This is a genomic window from Halococcus saccharolyticus DSM 5350, assembly GCF_000336915.1.
Lineage (GTDB): Archaea > Halobacteriota > Halobacteria > Halobacteriales > Halococcaceae > Halococcus > Halococcus saccharolyticus.
The window spans coordinates 25,989-43,099 of the sequence record NZ_AOMD01000034.1 but is presented as its reverse complement, the minus strand read 5'-3'; the positions used below and the strand labels follow the sequence as shown (position 1 = coordinate 43,099).

18 protein-coding genes are annotated in these 17,111 nt (G+C 64.2%); 13 read left to right on the top strand and 5 right to left on the bottom strand.

Going from position 1 to position 17,111, the window contains the following annotated elements; translation table 11 throughout:
- Window positions 1–9: 9 nt before the first annotated feature.
- Window positions 10–1,191 carry a helix-turn-helix transcriptional regulator gene (locus C449_RS16965; RefSeq protein WP_006079281.1) on the bottom strand — a complete coding sequence of 394 codons (1,182 nt, stop codon included), beginning with the start codon at window positions 1,189–1,191 and terminating at the stop codon, window positions 10–12.
- 121 nt (window positions 1,192–1,312) lie between these two features.
- On the opposite strand from C449_RS16965, the gene C449_RS16960 reads away from it, so the two are divergent.
- Both C449_RS16960 and C449_RS16955 read left to right on the top strand, forming a co-directional pair.
- A complete protein-coding gene (locus tag C449_RS16960) occupies window positions 1,313–2,635 on the top strand; it encodes a DUF7096 domain-containing protein (protein WP_152415763.1) in 1,323 nt (440 codons plus the stop codon).
- A 50-nt stretch (window positions 2,636–2,685) separates the two neighbouring features.
- Window positions 2,686–3,159, top strand: coding sequence for a type IV pilin (locus C449_RS16955; protein ID WP_049914408.1), 474 nt, complete (start codon window positions 2,686–2,688; stop codon window positions 3,157–3,159).
- 299 nt (window positions 3,160–3,458) lie between these two features.
- Here the strand turns inward: C449_RS16955 and C449_RS16950 are convergent, their stop codons facing one another.
- Window positions 3,459–4,079, bottom strand: a complete 621-nt coding sequence (locus C449_RS16950; protein ID WP_006079278.1) for a methyltransferase domain-containing protein — start codon at window positions 4,077–4,079, stop codon at window positions 3,459–3,461.
- Between the two features lie 408 nt (window positions 4,080–4,487).
- Here C449_RS16950 and ahaH point away from each other — a divergent pair, with 408 nt between their 5' ends.
- The 10 genes from ahaH to C449_RS16900 all read left to right on the top strand — a co-directional run bounded on the left by ahaH (window position 4,488) and on the right by C449_RS16900 (window position 14,039).
- On the top strand, window positions 4,488–4,814 hold the full coding sequence (gene ahaH, locus C449_RS16945; RefSeq protein WP_006079277.1) for an ATP synthase archaeal subunit H: 327 nt from the start codon (window positions 4,488–4,490) through the stop codon (window positions 4,812–4,814).
- Window positions 4,807–7,149: a V-type ATP synthase subunit I gene (locus tag C449_RS16940; RefSeq protein WP_049914406.1), complete on the top strand. Its 2,343-nt coding sequence runs from the start codon at window positions 4,807–4,809 to the stop codon at window positions 7,147–7,149. Before ahaH ends, C449_RS16940 begins: the two co-directional genes overlap by 8 nt.
- 178 nt (window positions 7,150–7,327) lie before the next feature.
- On the top strand, window positions 7,328–7,579 hold the full coding sequence (locus C449_RS16935; RefSeq protein ID WP_006079275.1) for a hypothetical protein: 252 nt from the start codon (window positions 7,328–7,330) through the stop codon (window positions 7,577–7,579).
- A gap of 25 nt (window positions 7,580–7,604) precedes the next feature.
- Window positions 7,605–8,186: a V-type ATP synthase subunit E gene (locus C449_RS16930; RefSeq protein ID WP_006079274.1), complete on the top strand. Its 582-nt coding sequence runs from the start codon at window positions 7,605–7,607 to the stop codon at window positions 8,184–8,186.
- A complete protein-coding gene (locus C449_RS16925) occupies window positions 8,183–9,244 on the top strand; it encodes a V-type ATP synthase subunit C (protein ID WP_006079273.1) in 1,062 nt (353 codons plus the stop codon). Before C449_RS16930 ends, C449_RS16925 begins: the two co-directional genes overlap by 4 nt.
- A 49-nt stretch (window positions 9,245–9,293) precedes the next feature.
- The gene (locus tag C449_RS16920) at window positions 9,294–9,623 is read left to right on the top strand and encodes a V-type ATP synthase subunit F (RefSeq protein ID WP_006079272.1); all 330 of its coding nucleotides are present in this window, start codon (window positions 9,294–9,296) and stop codon (window positions 9,621–9,623) included.
- Between the two features lie 4 nt (window positions 9,624–9,627).
- Window positions 9,628–11,385, top strand: coding sequence for an ATP synthase subunit A (locus tag C449_RS16915; RefSeq protein WP_006079271.1), 1,758 nt, complete (start codon window positions 9,628–9,630; stop codon window positions 11,383–11,385).
- An 8-nt stretch (window positions 11,386–11,393) separates the two neighbouring features.
- Window positions 11,394–12,872 carry a V-type ATP synthase subunit B gene (locus C449_RS16910; protein ID WP_006079270.1) on the top strand — a complete coding sequence of 493 codons (1,479 nt, stop codon included), beginning with the start codon at window positions 11,394–11,396 and terminating at the stop codon, window positions 12,870–12,872.
- Window positions 12,873–12,898: 26 nt separating this feature from the next.
- The gene (locus C449_RS16905; protein WP_006079269.1) at window positions 12,899–13,603 is read left to right on the top strand and encodes a V-type ATP synthase subunit D; all 705 of its coding nucleotides are present in this window, start codon (window positions 12,899–12,901) and stop codon (window positions 13,601–13,603) included.
- A gap of 40 nt (window positions 13,604–13,643) precedes the next feature.
- Window positions 13,644–14,039 (top strand): DUF6276 family protein, encoded by a 396-nt coding sequence (locus C449_RS16900; RefSeq protein WP_006079268.1) that lies wholly within the window; start codon window positions 13,644–13,646, stop codon window positions 14,037–14,039.
- 27 nt (window positions 14,040–14,066) lie between these two features.
- On the opposite strand, the gene C449_RS18765 is transcribed toward C449_RS16900, so the two are convergent.
- From C449_RS18765 to prf1, 3 genes are all read right to left on the bottom strand, one after another.
- The gene (locus tag C449_RS18765) at window positions 14,067–14,372 is read right to left on the bottom strand and encodes a hypothetical protein (RefSeq protein WP_080504957.1); all 306 of its coding nucleotides are present in this window, start codon (window positions 14,370–14,372) and stop codon (window positions 14,067–14,069) included.
- A 150-nt stretch (window positions 14,373–14,522) separates the two neighbouring features.
- A complete protein-coding gene (locus C449_RS18760) occupies window positions 14,523–15,017 on the bottom strand; it encodes a TackOD1 domain-containing metal-binding protein (RefSeq protein WP_152415762.1) in 495 nt (164 codons plus the stop codon).
- Between the two features lie 109 nt (window positions 15,018–15,126).
- Window positions 15,127–16,371 (bottom strand): peptide chain release factor aRF-1, encoded by a 1,245-nt coding sequence (gene prf1, locus C449_RS16890; protein WP_006079267.1) that lies wholly within the window; start codon window positions 16,369–16,371, stop codon window positions 15,127–15,129.
- Between the two features lie 112 nt (window positions 16,372–16,483).
- Here prf1 and C449_RS16885 point away from each other — a divergent pair, with 112 nt between their 5' ends.
- A complete protein-coding gene (locus C449_RS16885; protein WP_006079266.1) occupies window positions 16,484–17,104 on the top strand; it encodes a DsbA family oxidoreductase in 621 nt (206 codons plus the stop codon).
- The last annotated feature ends 7 nt before the right edge of the window (window positions 17,105–17,111 follow it).

The following is a 17,111-nucleotide window of genomic DNA, read 5'->3' as shown; positions in this document are numbered from 1 at the left end:
CCGAAAGCGTCAAACCGTCTCATCGTCGCGATCAGGCAGGCTGATGAGGTTCTCCCGGCCGATTCGGAGCTTCTCGATTCTGCCCGTGTCGTCCATCGCCGACAGCAACTGGGATACCTTCGCGTTCGACCAGCCGGTCTCATCGACGATCGAGGCCTGCTTCATCCGCCCGTCGTTGCGTTCGAGGAGTCGCTCGACACGCTCCTCGTCCGAGAGGAGTTCGTCGTCAGGCGGTTCGTCGTCGGGTTCGTCGGCGGTCGCCACGGCGGAAGCGCCGGTTCCCGCTTCCGTTTGCGCCGTCGCCGGCGTCGTCCCCGATCCGGAGTCGTCATCGGCGACATCGGGTGTGTCCCCGTCACCGTCCGTCTCGCGTCGCGTCCAGGTGTACGCCCCGACGATCACGACACCCGCCCCGAGAACGATCGCTCCTGCGCCGACCACGAGCGGCGGTACTGCGGCGAACGGTCCGGTGTCGCCGTTGCCATCTTCGCTTCCGTTGGGATTCTCGCCAGTCGTGGGCTGGAGTGGTGCGCCGGTGCGATCGTAGATCACCCGCGGCTCCCCGGGAGCGAACGATCGGGACCCCTTCCACACGAGCGTGCGATTGGTATATCCGATCGGCGAGGTATCGATGGTGTGCCCTCGGGGCGTTTCGATGCGCAACGTCTGCTCCGATGTGAGCGACGGGAGCCAGGTTCCCTGGCTGGTGTTGAACACGTCACCGACGATCAGCTCGTCGTCACTCTGCCGGGCGAAGTTCGTCCACGTGAACGCGACCACGAGCCGGCCGGTGTCGTTCTTGCTGGTGTTGTTCCGGCCCACGATCGTCGCGGTTCGGTTGACGTTCGTAACGTTCATCGGCCGGCGAGTGGCGTTGCTCGCCGCGGTCGCGGCGCGCCGGAACGTCGGGATCGGATCGGTGTTGGCGCTCTCCTCGAACTCCCTCGCGATCGTTCTGAACGCTCTGGTCTCGTTCGTACTGGTGAGAGCGAAGCGCGTCGAGATCCGGAGTCGGGCGTCGCCGTTCGGTCGGGGCTGGATGGCGATGGTCGTGGCGGCGTCGGCGCTGTCGATCGGCGACGCCGCCTGGTCGATGTCCGTCCCGGGCTGGCCGTACACGACCGCCGGCCCGACGGCGGTGACGGCGACGACGGCAGCGAGGAGCGCGCACAGCACCGCCCGAAAGCGCATACCCGACTCTGCTCGGGCCGACACGAAAACCCTTTTCATCCCCTGGATCACCGTGTATGGCCGCCTCCGAGCCATGTTTCGGCCGGGATTTTAATAGCGACGGGAACAGATGGTCCATCCGATGCGCCGCGCGATCGCACTCGTGCTTGCTCTCTGCTGTGTCCTCGCGCCGGTCGCGCTCGCGGCTCCGGCTTCACGTCCGCCGGACGGGGCTCGCGTCAGCTCGGCGGCCCCGGTCACGCCGGCGACCGAGACGACCTCGTATCTCCGCATCACACCCGATTCGCTCGAAACCGCGGCGTACAATGGCGCGACGATCGACGTTTCGGGAACGCTCGCACTCGAAACACAGCAGCTCGACGGCCGGTTTCAACAGGAGGTGCTCCGACAGCGCCTTTCGGATACCGAGTCCGTCACGGCACGTCACGAGCAGATCGAGACGACTGCCGCCCGAATCGACGAACGGATCGCGGCGCTTCACGATCGACAGGCCACCACGATCACGGCCTACAACAACGGATCGTTGTCCGGACAGGCGTTCCTCCGCGATCTCGCGCGGATCGGCGCTGCGGCCGGTCGACTCGAAACGGCAGTCGAGCAGTTACAGCGGCGGGCGGAGTCGGTCCCACAGTCGACGATCGACGGTACATCAGTGATCAACTGGGCACAGAACCGACAGTTCGAACTCGCGCCGTTCGGCGGCCCGGTCCGTGATCGAGTCACAACGGCGCTTCGCGGGGAGAACACGGTTCCCGTCGACGCCGACGTTCCGTCCGGCGTCGCCCGGGTCGGCTCGACCCGTGAGGAGCGTCTCGAACCCCTCTGGGTGTACGCCGAAACGACGGCCGATGGGGTCGTGCTGGCGACCGTCGACGACGGGCAGTACTATCGTGAGGCGTACCTTCCGAGCGAACGAAATACTACTGCAGGCAGCGTCGAGAACAACACGGACGTGCGCAATCGCCGCGCGATGTTGTATCCCTGGGCCGAGAATAACTCCGGATCCAAAGGCCAGCGCAACGTCCAGCAAGTCGGTATCTCCCGATTCCGATTCTCACACGATCACGGCCGACTCACGGCGTATCTCGATCAGAGCACCAGCCAGGTGTTCGTCGAACACCAACAGAAGACTCTGACACGGCTGCCAACGGCCGCGCCGGTGACTACCACCGCCGCGAACCGGCGACTCGTGGTCAATCGCACCCATCCGACCGGCCCGCTCGAAGTGCTCCTGACGACCGAGAGCGGCAAACGGCTCGACGGCACCGTGACGATCGAGAACCGAACGGTGGGCGAAACCGGCCCCGACGGCCGTCTGTGGACGGTCGCACCGCGCGGAAACGCCACGGTGACGGTCCGCGTGAACGGATCGATCATGCGCGTCGAGACGAGCGTGGCCGTCACGACGAACGGGACGGCGCTCGTTGCCCCCACCTCGCCGTAACCGTCCGCGTCGCCGAACGTTGAAGTACGAGGCCGGGACCACCGCGTGGCGTGTCACGCCGTGCAGTCGCTCCGGTAGTTGGCGTCGTTCTCGTGCTCGCCGTCGTCGTCACGCTCGCCGGTATCGTCGGCGTGTTCGTCGTCGGGGTCGATGGTCAGATGGACGATCCACCAACGGCTACGATCACTGCCGAGAGGGAAACTGGGGACAGGTACGACAATCCGAAGATCGTGCTGACACACGTAGCTGGCGACGAACTCAATGCCCGCGATCTCACCATCCGTATCTTGGTCGATGGGCAACCGCTCGAAGACCAACCGGTCGTTCCAGCCCCTGCGGGGATGGATGGTTTCGTCGGAACACTGTCTGCCCCTCTCCAAAAAGGGGGCGACAACACCTGGTCGGCCGGGGAAACGACTTCGTTGGTGGTCGCCGGGACGAACTCACCGTATCCGAGCACGGGATCGAGCCTAACTATCAACTTCTACGTCGACGGAACGGCCATCGCCACGGCACGAGCGTGATATCGGCTGACATCGATCGAAAAGCCAGACCATCGGGCCGGGACGCTGGCGCGCGGGAGCAGAGCGCGGCGCGACCGAAGTGAGCGCCTCGGATGTGAACGGGGTGCGCAAGCGACCCGTGAGCGCGCCGGAGGCGCGCGACTCGCGCGAGAGGGCGACTGAGTGAACAAAGCGAGCGAAACGGCTGGGGAGGGTGTGGTCTGCGATCACTCGTTTGTGTCGAAAATAGATGCAGACGAACCGACTCCGGAGTTGTCATCACGGAATCACGAGACATACCGGGATCCGACCGACAACACCTACTCAGGAACGTGTGCGACCGTCGTAATCGCTCGTGGACTGCCAGGACGGGCCTGCTGGATGTGGTGTTCGAATTCCTCGAAACCCGCCGCGTCGAACATCCGGTCGGCCTCGTCCTCGTCGTAGAACAGCATGATCGCGTCGGCGACCCGGCCGAAGACCGACGATGTCGGCGCATCAGGACCGACAACGAGCACGCTACCGCCCGGCTTGACCACCCGACAGAATTCCCGAAGGGTGGCGACCGGATCGGGCCAGTACTCGATCGATCCCGACGACCAGACCGCATCGAAGGCGTCGTCGGCGAAGGGGAGCCGCTCGGCGTCGCCTCGATAAAATCGGACCTGGTCGGTCTTCCCGAACTTTTCCCAGGCGCGTTCGAGCTGGTGGCTGCTCTGGTCGAGTCCATGGACGTTGTCGGTGCGTTCGAGCAGGCCCTCGGTGGCAAAGCCCGTGCCACAGCCCACGTCGAGCACCCGATCGTCGGGCGCAGGGTCGAGCCAATCGATGGCGTCGGCCCGCATCGACTCGTTCCAGATGAAGGGGTTGATCTCGTCGTAGACGCGGGAGAGGTACTTGTAGAACACCCGCGCACGCGCCTTGTCTTCGAGCACTCCCATTGGCCGCGGATTCGCCGGCTGTCGGCATAACTCTGGGGATACACACCCACTTTTTTCTGCGTCGGGTCGACTCACTTCGTTCGCCGACCACTCCTTGAAAAACCTGGACTAAAAAGAGCCGCTCACTCGCCTGCGGCTCGTTCGCGGTTCGATTACTGACACCACCACCTCAGCACCGCACCGCAACAGCCACACACCTCCCCCAACCGATTCCTTCGTTCGCTACGCTCGCTCAGTCATCCCTCGCGCGAGAGTCGCGCGGGCGCTCCGTCAGAGCAGCCGCGCAGCCGCGCGCCACCGCCGGGGGTCGGTGGTGCGGCTCGCCAACCGATGGGACGGCGCTGTTGGGCCACACGGTATTCGCAACTACCAAATAGGCGCTCGCACAAGAGCCGCCCAGACAAGATTATGGCGAGGCCAGAGGTTCTCGACCGAATCCAGGCGGCCGAGCGCGAGGCCGAGGAGATCGTCGAATCCGCCGAGGAAGACCGCGAGGAACGCATCGCCGAGGCCGAGCGCAAAGCCGAGGAGATCCGTGAGTCCGCCCGCGAGGAGGCCGACGAACTCGAATCCGAACGCCTCGAGACGGCGCGCGCGGAGATCGAGGCCGAGCGTGAGGCAATCCTCGAATCGGGTGCCCAAGAGCGTGAACGGCTCGAATCGGGTGCGAGGGAGAACGTCGACGACGTGGCCGACTACGTCGTCACCGAGTTCATCGAGAGGGTTCATGCTTAGGCCAGAGCGGATGAGCCGGGTGTCGATCACGGGCGCAAAGCGCGTGCTCGACGACGTAATCGAGACCACCCACGACCTCAACCTGCTCCACGTGACCGACTACGACGGCGCGTGGGAGGGGTTCGAACCCGGTGACCCGATCGCGGGCGCTGACGCGGCCGCCGAACGCCTCGTCACCGTCCGCTCGCTCGAGTCGATTCTCGACATCGACGGCGATCGGGACAATTCGGGCGGGCGCGTCGATACCGACAACCTCGCCGATCGACTTGAGCGGGTTCGCGAGGCGGTCAACGATTGCGACGATCGGCGCGACGACCTCCGCGACGAGCGTCGCACACTCGACGAGCGCGCCAGCGCGATGGCTCCGCTCGAAACGCTCGGGATCGATCTCGACCTGCTCTCCGGGTACGACTCGCTCGAAACCAGCGTCGGACAGGGTGACGAGCAAGCGGTCCGGGCGGCACTCGACGCCGCCGAGGACATCGAGCGCTACGAGACGTTCGCCGAGGACGGCGTGATTGCGGTGTTCGCACGCCCTGCAGCAGGATCGAGCGACGTGCTCGAAGATGCCTTGGTCGGTGCGGAGTTCGCGGCCATCGAGGTCCCCGACGCCGAGGAGAGCCCCACAGCGTACCTCGACGACCTCGACGACCGCCGTGCGGAACTCGATCGCGAGACCGAATCCGTCGAAGCCGAGCTCGACGAGCTCCGCGAAGAACACGGCGACTTCCTGCTCGCGGCCGAAGAACAGCTCACCATCGAGGTCGAAAAGCGCGAGATCCCGCTCGCGTTCGCCACCACGAACAACGCGTTCGTAGCCGAGGGCTGGCTCCCGACCGAGCAGTTCGTCGACCTCGCGGAGTCGCTCCAAGCCAGCGTCGGCGAGCACTGCGAGGTCGAGGAGCTCGAACGCGCCGCCTACGACAGCAGCGGCCAGGTCGCCGACCGCGAACCGACCGGCCCGACCGAACCCGGCGTGGGCGAGCCCGAAACCGCCGCTGACGGCAGCGGGAACGCCGACGAGCAGTCGAGCGGGCTCCAGCCGCTGGACGACGACAGCGAATCGGACGATAGCCGGCTCGAAGCCGACGGTGGTGAGCCGAGCGAAGCGAGGCGATCCTCGTCGGTCGAGCGAAGCGAGTCCGACGGTGGGACCGAAACCAGAATGGGCAACGGCGAGCCGCCCGTGGTCCAGAAGAACCCGAAGGGAGTACGGCCGTTCGAACTCCTGACGAAAGCGGTCGGTCGACCGTCGTATGCCGAGTTCGATCCGACGATCATCCTGTTTCTGACGTTCCCGCTGATGTTCGGATTCATGATCGGCGACGTCGGCTACGGGCTAATCTACAGCGGGATCGGGTACTGGATGTACACCGGCTTCGACTCCGATACGTTCCAGCGGTTCGGCGCGGTCGCGCTCGCGGCCGGCATCTCGACGGTCGTGTTCGGCGTGCTCTACGGCGAAATCTTCGGGCTACATCTGGTCTCGACGTACCTCTGGGAGGGGGTTGTTGGCCTCTCACACGCCCCGATCGAGAAAGGACTCTCGCCCGCGACCAGCTACTGGGCCCGGACGTGGTTCGTCGTCACCGCGCTGTTCGGGGTCCTGCACCTGAATCTCGCGTGGACCTTCGAGTTCATCGAGGAGTACACGTTCCACGGGTTCGCCGACGCGCTGAAGGAGACCGGTTCGTGGCTGCTCGCGCTGAACGGGCTCTGGGTGTTCATCTTCAGCCGGCTGTTCGATGGCTCGAAGCCCGACCTGCTGTTCGAGGTGTTCGCCAGCGGCGAGGGAGCGGCGTTCGAACTTGGCTTTACCGGCTTCCCGTCGTGGGTCGGGATCGTCGGCGGCGTTGCATTCCTCGTCGGTGCCGGACTGTTGGTCGCCGGTCCCACCCACGAACTCGTCGAGATCCACCAGGTACTCGCACACGTGCTGTCGTATCTCCGGATCGCCGCCGTCCTGCTGGCGAAGGCGGGGATGGCCTTTGCGGTCAACCTCCTCTTCTTTGGAGTCTACGCCACCGAATCCGAAAGCGGTGCCGAGTGGCACTTCGCGCTCGGCAAGATGCCGGAGCTCAACTCGATGTATCATGGTCACGAGGTCATCGAAATCCTCGGACCCGGGCTGATCCATCAGGGACCGCTTTTCGTCGCCCTCGGCGTGCTCGTCCTGATAGTTGGTCATCTCGTCGTCCTCCTGCTCGGGATCACTTCGGCAGGAATCCAGTCGATCCGGCTCGAATACTTCGAGTTCTTCACGAAGTTCTACGAGGGCAGCGGAACCACCTACAAGCCGTTCGGGTACGCCCGTCGGTTCACCACTGACGAGTAGCGTTCGTCGCCTGCCGACCGGGGACGGTCCGAGCGATCGTTCGTGTTCTTTTCGGTTCATCGGCATCGTCACAGTCCACGGACTTGGGCGGGTCTCTCGACCGATTTAGGAAGTTTTATGCCTGCTTCGGGACCAACTCACGACCGTCGGAAGACCAAGCCAAACGGAATCTCACCCAATGCTCGAAATCATTCCAGCGCTGACGCAACTCGTACTGCAGCAGGGCGGTCCCGCCATCACCGCAAGTGGTATGGCGGCGCTCGCGGTCGGTCTCGGTGCGCTCGGGACGGGCCTCGCCCAGCGATCGATCGGTGCGGCGGCGGTCGGTGCAGTCGCCGAGGACGACGACGTGTTCGTCCAGGCGCTGATCTTCACCGCCCTGCCGGAGACGCTCATCATCATCGCATTCGTCACCGTCTTCGTCGCCTAACGACGGCCGGTTTTTTCAACACATCATGAGTCTCGATACGGTTGCGGAGGACATCAAAGACGACGCGAGGGACCGGGCCGAACGCATCCGGAACGAGGCCGACGAGCGCGCCGATGAGATCGTCGCCGAGGCCGAGGCCGATGCCGAGGAGATCCGCGCCGAGCGCGAACGCGAGATCGAACGCCGGATCGAACAGGAACGTGAACAGAAACTCTCCAGTGCGAAGCTGGAGGCCAAACAGAAGCGCCTCGAAGGCCGCCGCATCGTCCTCGAAGACACCCGCGACGAGGCCGAATCCCGCATCGCCGACCTCTCCGGCGAGCGACGCGAGGAGGTCACGCGCGCGCTGCTCGACGACGCCGCTGCGGAGTTCGACGAGGGCGATACGGTGCGGATTTCGGGGCGAGCCGACGACGCCGACCTGCTCGAATCGCTCGTCGCGGAGTACGACGGGTTCGAGCACGCTGGCGAAGTCGACTGTCTCGGCGGCGTGGTCGCCGAGAGCGACGCCTCGCGGGTGCGGGTGAACAATACGTTCGACTCGGTGCTCGATAGCGTCTGGGAGGATCGACTGCAGGAAATCAGCACGCGACTGTTCGAGCAATGAGCGTTCGATCGGGCTCGGGCGAGTCGAACTACGAGTACGTTATCGCGCGCGTCCGCTCGCGACGGTCGCGGCTGTTCGACGAGGACGACTACCGGAAGCTGATCCGGATGGGGCCGAGCGAGATCGCGCGGTTCATGGAGGAGAGCGAGTACGAAGAGGAGATGAACGCGCTCGGGAGCCGTCACTCCGGCGTGGACCTCATCGAGAACGCACTCCACCGCAATCTCGCGAACCACTTCGACGACCTCCTCCGGTTCGCCGACGGCGCGCTCTACGACTACATCGCACGCTACCTCCGGCAGTTCGACGCGTGGAACGTCAAGACCGTGCTTCGGGGACTGTACTCCGAGGCCGACCGCGAGTCGATCGAGGTCGACCTGATCCGAGCCGGCGAGTTCAGCGACGAGCGCATCGATCGACTGCTGGGGGCTGGCTCGATCGAGGAGGTCGTCACGCTGCTCGACGACACCCTGTTCGGCGAACCGCTCGCGAACGCCTACGAGGAGTACGAAGCGGAGTCGTTGCTCGTCCCGCTCGAAAACGCGGTCGATCGGGCGTTCTACGAGGCGCTCACCGACGGATTGCCGAACGAACCGAACCGGGCGACGCAGCTGTACGTCGACTTCCTCGAAAGCGAGATCGACTTTCGGAACGTTCGGAACGCGCTCCGGCTCTCACGGAGCGGTGCGGAGATGGATCCCGCCGAGTACTTCATCTCGGGTGGGCGGCTGTTCGACGAGGACGAGATCAGCCAGCTCGTCACGAACACGGACGAGCTCGTCGCGCAGCTTCGTGAGAGTCCCTACAGCGACGATCTCGACGCCGCGCTGTCCGAACTCGACACCGCCGAGAGCCTGCGCGGGTTCGAACGCGCGCTCGATGCGGCGTTGCTCGAATACTCGCGCACGCTCTCGAGTCGCTACCCGCTGTCGGTCTGTCCGGTGTTCGCGTTCGTCCTCGCGAAGATGCGCGAGGTCGAGAACGTCCGGGCGATCGCGCGGGGCAAGGAGGCCGGACTCGATCCCGACACCATCGAAGACGAACTGGTGATGCTATGATCGACAGGCCGAAACCGACGGGTACCCAACACCCGCCGATGGATGCACCATGAGTCAGGAGATCGCGGTCGTCGGGAGTCCGGAGTTTACCACGGGCTTTCGACTCGCGGGCGTCCGGAAGTTCGAGAACGTCCCTGACGACGAGAAGGCGGACACGCTCGACGGTGCGGTCGAGCAGGTGTTCGACGACGACGACGTCGGAATCGTGGTGATGGCCGACGAGGACATGGAGTATCTCTCGCGCGGTGTGAGACAGGACGCGGAAACCAGTATCGAACCCACACTCGTGACGCTCGGCGGCGAAGGTGCCGGCACCGGCGGGTTGCGGGGGCAGATCAAACGCGCCATCGGCATCGACTTGATGGACGACGACCAATAACACAATGAGTCAAGCAACGGAGACACAGGTCACGGAGGACGGCACGATCGCGAGCGTGAGCGGCCCCGTCGTGGTCGCCACGGACCTCGGAGCCCGGATGAACGACGTGGTGTACGTCGGCGAGGAAGGGTTGATGGGCGAGGTCATCGAGATCGAGGGCAACCGAACGACGATTCAGGTGTACGAGGAGACCTCGAACGTCGCGCCGGGCGAACCCGTCGAAAACACCGGCGAGCCGCTCTCGGTCGATCTCGGGCCCGGGATGCTCTACTCGATCTACGACGGCGTTCAGCGCCCGCTGGATGTGCTCGAAGACCGGATGGGGGCGTTCCTCGACCGCGGGGTCGACGCGCCCGGTATCGATATGGAGGAGACGTGGGCGTTCACGCCCACCGTCGAGGAAGGCGACACGGTCGAGGCCGGCGATATCGTCGGAACAGTTCCAGAGACCGAGAGTATCGAACACAAGGTGCTCGTGCCGCCGGACTACGAGGGTGGCGAAATTACGAGTGTCGAGGAGGGCGAGTTCACCGTCGAGGACACGGTTGTGGAACTCGACTCCGGCGAAGACGTCACGATGCACCAGGAGTGGCCGGTGCGTGAGGCCCGCCCCACGCTCGACAAGGAGACACCGACCACGCCGCTCGTGACGGGCCAGCGCGTCCAGGACGGGCTGTTCCCGCTCGCGAAGGGCGGAACCGCGGCGATTCCGGGGCCGTTCGGCTCCGGCAAAACGGTCACCCAGCAGAGCCTCGCCAAGTTCGCCGACGCCGACATCGTGATCTACATCGGGTGTGGCGAGCGGGGCAACGAGATGACCGAGGTGATCGACGACTTCCCCGAACTCGAGGACCCGAACACTGGGAAACCGCTGATGAGCCGGACGTGTCTCATCGCGAATACTTCGAACATGCCGGTCGCGGCGCGGGAATCCTGTGTCTACACCGGGATCACGATCGCGGAGTACTACCGTGACATGGGCTACGACGTGGCACTAATGGCGGACTCCACGTCGCGGTGGGCCGAGGCGATGCGGGAGATCTCCTCGCGGCTGGAGGAGATGCCCGGCGAGGAGGGGTATCCCGCCTACCTCGCGGCGCGACTCAGCGAATTCTACGAGCGCGCGGGCTACTTCCAGAACATCAACGGTACTGAAGGGTCGATCTCGGCGGTCGGCGCGGTCAGCCCGCCGGGCGGTGACTTCTCCGAGCCGGTGACACAGAACACCCTCCGGATCGTGAAGACGTTCTGGGCGCTCGACGCGGACCTCGCCGAACGCCGGCACTTCCCCGCGATCAACTGGGACGAGTCGTACTCGCTGTATCGCGACCAGCTCGATCCGTGGTTCGAGGAGAACGTCGCGAGCGACTGGCCGGACGTCCGCCAGTGGGCGATCGACACCCTGGACGAGGAGAGCGAACTCCAGGAGATCGTCCAGCTGGTCGGTGAGGACGCGCTGCCGGACGACCAGCAGCTCACCCTCGAGATCGCCCGATATCTCCGTGAGGCGTTCCTCCAGCAGAACGCGCTCGACGACGTGGACGCGTACTCCGCACCGGAGAAGACCTACCTCATCATGCAGGCGATCAAGACCTACAACGACGAGGCGTTCGCGGCGCTCGACGCCGGCGTGCCGGTCGACGAGATCACCGACATCGACGCCGCACCCCGACTCAACCGGATCGGCACGACCGCGGAGTACGAGGAGTACATCGACGAGATCGAGGCCGACGTCGAGGAGCAGCTCCGGGAGAAATACTGATTACAGCCATGAAAGAGTATCAAACCATCGAGGAGATCAGCGGTCCGCTGGTGTTCGTCGAGATCGACGAGCCGGTGGGGTACGACGAGATCGTCGAGATCGAACTGCCGAACGGTGAACAGAAGCGCGGCCAAGTGCTCGAATCGAACGAGGACTTCGCCTCGATCCAGGTGTTCGAGGGGACCGGCAGCATCAACCGCGACGCTTCCGTTCGCTTCCTCGGCGAGACGATGAAGATGCCCGTCACCGAGGACCTGCTCGGCAGAGTGCTCGACGGCTCGGGCCGTCCGATCGACGACGGTCCCGAGATCGTGCCCGACGAGCGCCAGGACATCGTCGGGGCAGCGATCAACCCCACGGCGCGGGAGTACCCCGAGGAGTTCATTCAGACCGGCGTGTCGGCGATCGACGGGATGAACACGCTTGTCAGGGGGCAGAAACTCCCGATCTTCTCGGCGTCGGGGCTGCCTCACAACGATCTCGCGCTCCAGATCGCGCGCCAGGCGTCGGTGCCCGAGGAGGAAGCCGACGAGGCTGCGGAGGATGGGGACGCTGACACGGACGACGACGGATCGGAGTTCGCGGTGGTGTTCGCGGCGATGGGGATCACCGCCGAGGAGTCCAACGAGTTCCTCGCGGACTTCGAGCGCACCGGCGCGCTCGAACGCTCGGTCGTGTTCGCGAACCTCGCGGACGACCCGGCAGTCGAGCGACAGATCACGCCGCGACTCGCACTCACGACGGCGGAGTACCTCGCGTTCGAGAAGGGGTATCACGTGCTCGTGATCCTGACGGACATGACCAACTACTGCGAGGCACTCCGTCAGATCGGTGCCGCTCGGGAGGAGGTGCCCGGCCGGCGTGGGTACCCTGGCTACATGTACACCGACCTCGCCCAGCTCTACGAGCGCGCGGGTCGGATCAAGGGCCGCGAGGGATCGGTGACCCAGATTCCGATCCTCACGATGCCGGGCGACGACGACACCCACCCGATCCCCGACCTTACGGGGTACATCACCGAGGGCCAGATCATGATGGATCGGGACCTCAATTCCCAAGGTGTGCAGCCACCGGTCAACGTCCTGCCGAGCCTCTCGCGGCTGATGGACGACGGGATCGGCGAGGGACTGACCCGCGAGGATCACGGTGACGTCTCCGATCAGCTCTACGCTGCCTACGCCGAGGGTGAGGATCTTCGGGACCTCGTGAACATCGTCGGTCGGGAGGCACTGTCCGAACGGGACAACCTGTATCTCGATCTGGCCGACCGCTTCGAGAACGAGTTCGTCGATCAGGGATTCGACACCAACCGCGAGATCGAGGAAACCCTCGACATCGGCTGGGACCTGCTCTCGACGCTCCCCAAGTCCGAGCTCAACCGGATCGACGAGGAGCTCATCGAGGAGTACTACCGCGAGGACGTTACGACCGAGACCGCCGCCGACGAGGAAACCGAAGAGTCCGCCGAGGCGGAGGCCGAGGCTTAAGAGCCTCGCCCCGCTAGTCCACCCAAATGGCCACCGACGTCAAACCCACGCGCAAGAACCTGATGGCGATCGAGGAGCGGATCGACCTCTCCGAGCGCGGCCACGACACCCTAGAGAAGAAACGCGACGGGCTGATCATGGAGTTCATGGACATCCTCGATCAGGCCCAGGATGTGCGCTCGGGGCTCGCCGACAACTACGAAGACGCCCAAGAGGCCATCGACATCGCACGCGCGATGGACGGCGACCTCGAGGTCCGTGGCGCGGCGGCGGCGCTCGAAGACCACCCCGAGATCACGCTCCAGTCACACAACATCATGGGCGTGGTGGTTCCTCAGATCGAGTCCTCGAAGGTGAAAAAGGACCTCGCGGAGCGTGGCTACGGCGTGATGGGCACGAGCGCACGCATCGACGAGGCCGCCGACGCCTACGAGGAACTGATCGAGTCGATCATCCTCGCGGCCGAGGTCGAGACCGCGATGAAGAAGATGCTCCACGAAATCGAAACCACCAAGCGCCGGGTCAACGCCCTCGAATTCAAGCTTCTGCCCGAACTCAAGGAAAACCAGGAGTACATCGAGCAGAAGCTCGAAGAGCAAGAGCGCGAGGAGATCTTCCGGATGAAGAAGATCAAGAACAAAAAGGAAGAGGCCGAGAGCGAGGCCCGCGAGCAAGCCGCGGCCGAAACCAAAGAGCGGCCCGAAGGCGAAGTCGCCGTTACCTCGGACTGACGGCACCCACATTTTTACTGCGTTCGTCCGCCACCCAATCATGGACTGTCCCAACTGCGACAGCGAGACGGTCGCGTTCGCCGTTCCCGATGACCTCCACGAGTACGTTCCCGGCGACGAGACGCGGGTCGCACTCTGTACGCACTGCCTCACACTCCATCCCGTTATGGAGGCTGATACAGCTTCGACAGCCGATTTCACCCGTGTAAGCGACGCGTTTCCCACAACTGAGGCAGCGGTGCCGATGGCGCTCGCGGTCGGGCTGCTCGACTCGTTTGCGGTCTACCGATCCGAGATCGAAGCGCTCCTCCAGCGTGTCGAACGTGCCGGTGCGGACCCGCTACTGGTTCTCGATCGCCTCGCGAGCAATCGCGATCTCGACCCACAAGTAGACCTCGAACGTCGACGAAAGCAGCTCGAAAGCGTTCGCGAGTAACGCGAAAAATCGACCGTCTGCGACCGATCAGGGCTGCTTGACTGCCGAGGCGATCCGCTGGACTAGCGACTGAGTCGTGCGCGGATCATCGGTCACCTCGTAGTCGCGTTCGAGCGTGCCATCGGTCTGTGCGCTCAGGATGCGGAGATCGTCGCGATCGGCGAGCGAGGCCACCGATGTCGCGACCGAGCCGAGTGTGGTGACCATCATGGGTCGCGCGTCGAGATCGGCGGCGACGTCACGGAGGTCGGCGGCGTCCTCCCGATCGGGGCGTTCGTGGATCGCCACCACGATCCGGCTGTCGAGGAGTTCGTCCTCGCCGTAGACGTGCACCGGATGTTCCGTTCCGGAGTCACCTTGGACCGTCGTGTTCGCGCTCGCGTCGAACCCGCGATCGGTCAGCAGTTCGACGACCGACTCGCGGGCCGAAAGCTGGGTCTCGACCCATCGCTGGCCCGAATCGGTGAGGCTGTACCGACGTGATCAACGAGGACCGCGAGCAAGGCAACGACGCGAACTGCAAGCGGAACAACGGGCTCGCGGACTACAGCAACGAANGCTCTTCCGATCTATGGCTTCCGAATCGTCGACCGTCGCCTCGCAGCCGGGACAGACGAACTCGTTGGGCCCCGCCTCGAACTCCACCCGTGGGGCGATGTGGCCACAGTCGAGGTGTTCGAACAGTTCCGTTTCGATGGTGTACGCCGATCCACAGCCCGGACAGGCCGTGGTGTACTGCATCCCCTCGGCTCCGCAGCCGGGACAGACGTACACCTTCTCCTCGAAGGTTTTACCGAGGATGTCGCGACGAGCCAGCGATTCGAGCGCTTCGAAGGCGGTCGGATCCTCGTCGTTGAGTAGCCGCGCCACCTCCGGATAGCTGACCGCGCCGGTATCGGGATCGATCGTGGGTTCGTACTCCGGAGTCGAACCGTCCGCGAGCGCCGTGAGAGCGGTGAGTTTGCCGGGCGAGACCATAATCCGTTACATACCCTCTCCACGCGGGCGGTTATATAATTTGCTTCGCCCTGCCGACGGTTTCACTCGACGAAACCGACTGCCGGTGTCCGATTTCGGACGAGCCGCGTCAGACACCTGTCGAATAGCGGAGGATTCCCGCGATCCCGCCGAACGCGTTCAGCAGCTGCTCGCCCTTCTCGAAGTCCTCGGAGATGAACTTGGTTTCCGTCCCTCGATTGTCAGCGATTTCCATCAGGTGTTCGATCACGTCTTCGCGCTCGATTTCTTCCGGCTCGGCGTCACATGTCTCACAGGTGTGTTCCGGCGTATCGCTTCGTCGATCGACGAGTTCGCGGTCCTCGTGGCCGTCCGGACACTCGTAGGTCACGACGTCGTCCCGGAGTTCCTCGGAGATGAGGAGGCGATCGACCGATCCGAGCACGAGGTTTTCCCTCGTGGGGCCGAACCCGTAGGTCGCGAGATCGCCACCGTGGAGCTCCGAAAAGAACTCCTCCATCTCGGCTTTGTCCTGCATCACCTCTTGATCGGCGAGCGCGTCGCCCGCCGAATCCACGAGGTCGGAGAGACCCGACTCGTCGGTGTAGGCCACGTCGAACTTCCCGATCACCTTCTCGCCGAGTTCGTGGTGGAGGTAGTCACCGTCGAGGAACTCGTCTTTGGTTGGCGAGGGCCCACCCACGAGAACGCCGTCGATCTCGTGGCGTTCGGGCACCATCAGGTCGTTCGCCATCCCCGCGACTTCCTGGTAGAAGTTATCGATCGCCTCCAGTCGCAGGCGGGCGAACCGCTGAGCGGACTGGCCACCCTTTCGCTGTTTTCCGGGAACCAGCGAGGATGCCGACTTGACAGGGACGACCCGTTTGCCGCGGAGCCAGCCCACGTTCGCCTCCCGCCGATCGAGGACGATCAGTCCGAAGAGTCCTTGATCGGTGAACATCTCCTCTAACGGTTCGGTCACGAACTCCGAGGAACACCGGTACAGCGAGGACTGAATGGGCTGTGGCGGGTCTTCGAGGACTCGGGTAACCATATCGGTCCGGCCACCGCCGGTGTCGATCGCGCCGCTGAACACCGCCATCCCGTTTTCGGGCGGGGTGTCGTAGTACCGGAGGCGGTCCTTGATCGACTTCAGCGCGTCCTGGACGTTGGTCCGGGTCTGTTTCGACTTGATGTTCGACGCCTCGGAGTACTCCTCGTTGACGTGGGCGACGATGTCACTGATCATCTCGCCCGGCGTGACGTAGATGGAGACGAGCTGCGTTCCTGATCCCTCGTACTCCTTCAGATCCTCGATGACCTTCCGGAACTCGTACTTCTTCCGGTCGGACTGTTCGGCTTCCTGGGCACTCATTGGGTGATAATACCGCCTTCCGGGGTAAGTACCCTTTGGCAGTCGGTCAGTCCACCGCTGTCCGTCGATCGTCGTGCGAAGGTTCTACTGGTTCGGTCACAACCCAGTATCCATGAGCGAACGCGAGAACACTCTCGTCGAGTACGCGGACTACAGTTGTCCGTTCTGCTATCTCGCCCACCGATCTCTCGAACAGTATCGACGAACGCGCGACGACGCACTAACCGTCGACTGGCGGCCGTTCGACCTCCGAAACGAGAAACGCGGGCCGGATGGCGAGATCGACGACGAGGCCGACAAAGGGTATCCGACCGAGGTCGAACAGCGCATCGGACAACTGCGAACGAAGTTCGATGCGGACGAGATGCTGTCTCTCGACGAAGTTCCCAAAGTAGATTCTCTCAACGCACAGGTGGTCTCGGCATACATCCGGAACGAGTATCCCGACCAGTGGGCCGAGGTCAACGCCGCGATATTCGACACTCTGTGGGAGGACGGCCGCGACATCAGCGACGGCGGGGTTCTGGCCGAAATCGCAGCGGATGCTGGCGTGGACCGCGACGAGACCTACGACGCCATCGCGGACGACGAACGCCGCAGCCAGCTTTTCGAGCGGTTCGAGAGAGCGCGACGCGACGGCGTCAGCGATGTCCCGACGTTCGTTGTCGACGGCCGGACTACGACGGGCGTCCTCTCTCCCGAAGAGATCGAGCGGTTCGTTTCGGACCCGTAACTCATCG

Coding starts and splice junctions, on each gene's coding strand:
- C449_RS16965 (WP_006079281.1), bottom strand. CDS start 1,191: ATGCGCTTTCGGGCGGTGCTGTGCGCGCTCCTCGCTGCCGTCGTCGCC.
- C449_RS16960 (WP_152415763.1), top strand. CDS start 1,313: ATGCGCCGCGCGATCGCACTCGTGCTTGCTCTCTGCTGTGTCCTCGCG.
- C449_RS16950 (WP_006079278.1), bottom strand. CDS start 4,079: ATGGGAGTGCTCGAAGACAAGGCGCGTGCGCGGGTGTTCTACAAGTAC.
- ahaH (WP_006079277.1), top strand. CDS start 4,488: ATGGCGAGGCCAGAGGTTCTCGACCGAATCCAGGCGGCCGAGCGCGAG.
- C449_RS16940 (WP_049914406.1), top strand. CDS start 4,807: ATGCTTAGGCCAGAGCGGATGAGCCGGGTGTCGATCACGGGCGCAAAG.
- C449_RS16935 (WP_006079275.1), top strand. CDS start 7,328: ATGCTCGAAATCATTCCAGCGCTGACGCAACTCGTACTGCAGCAGGGC.
- C449_RS16930 (WP_006079274.1), top strand. CDS start 7,605: ATGAGTCTCGATACGGTTGCGGAGGACATCAAAGACGACGCGAGGGAC.
- C449_RS16925 (WP_006079273.1), top strand. CDS start 8,183: ATGAGCGTTCGATCGGGCTCGGGCGAGTCGAACTACGAGTACGTTATC.
- C449_RS16920 (WP_006079272.1), top strand. CDS start 9,294: ATGAGTCAGGAGATCGCGGTCGTCGGGAGTCCGGAGTTTACCACGGGC.
- C449_RS16915 (WP_006079271.1), top strand. CDS start 9,628: ATGAGTCAAGCAACGGAGACACAGGTCACGGAGGACGGCACGATCGCG.
- C449_RS16910 (WP_006079270.1), top strand. CDS start 11,394: ATGAAAGAGTATCAAACCATCGAGGAGATCAGCGGTCCGCTGGTGTTC.
- C449_RS16905 (WP_006079269.1), top strand. CDS start 12,899: ATGGCCACCGACGTCAAACCCACGCGCAAGAACCTGATGGCGATCGAG.
- C449_RS16900 (WP_006079268.1), top strand. CDS start 13,644: ATGGACTGTCCCAACTGCGACAGCGAGACGGTCGCGTTCGCCGTTCCC.
- prf1 (WP_006079267.1), bottom strand. CDS start 16,371: ATGAGTGCCCAGGAAGCCGAACAGTCCGACCGGAAGAAGTACGAGTTC.
- C449_RS16885 (WP_006079266.1), top strand. CDS start 16,484: ATGAGCGAACGCGAGAACACTCTCGTCGAGTACGCGGACTACAGTTGT.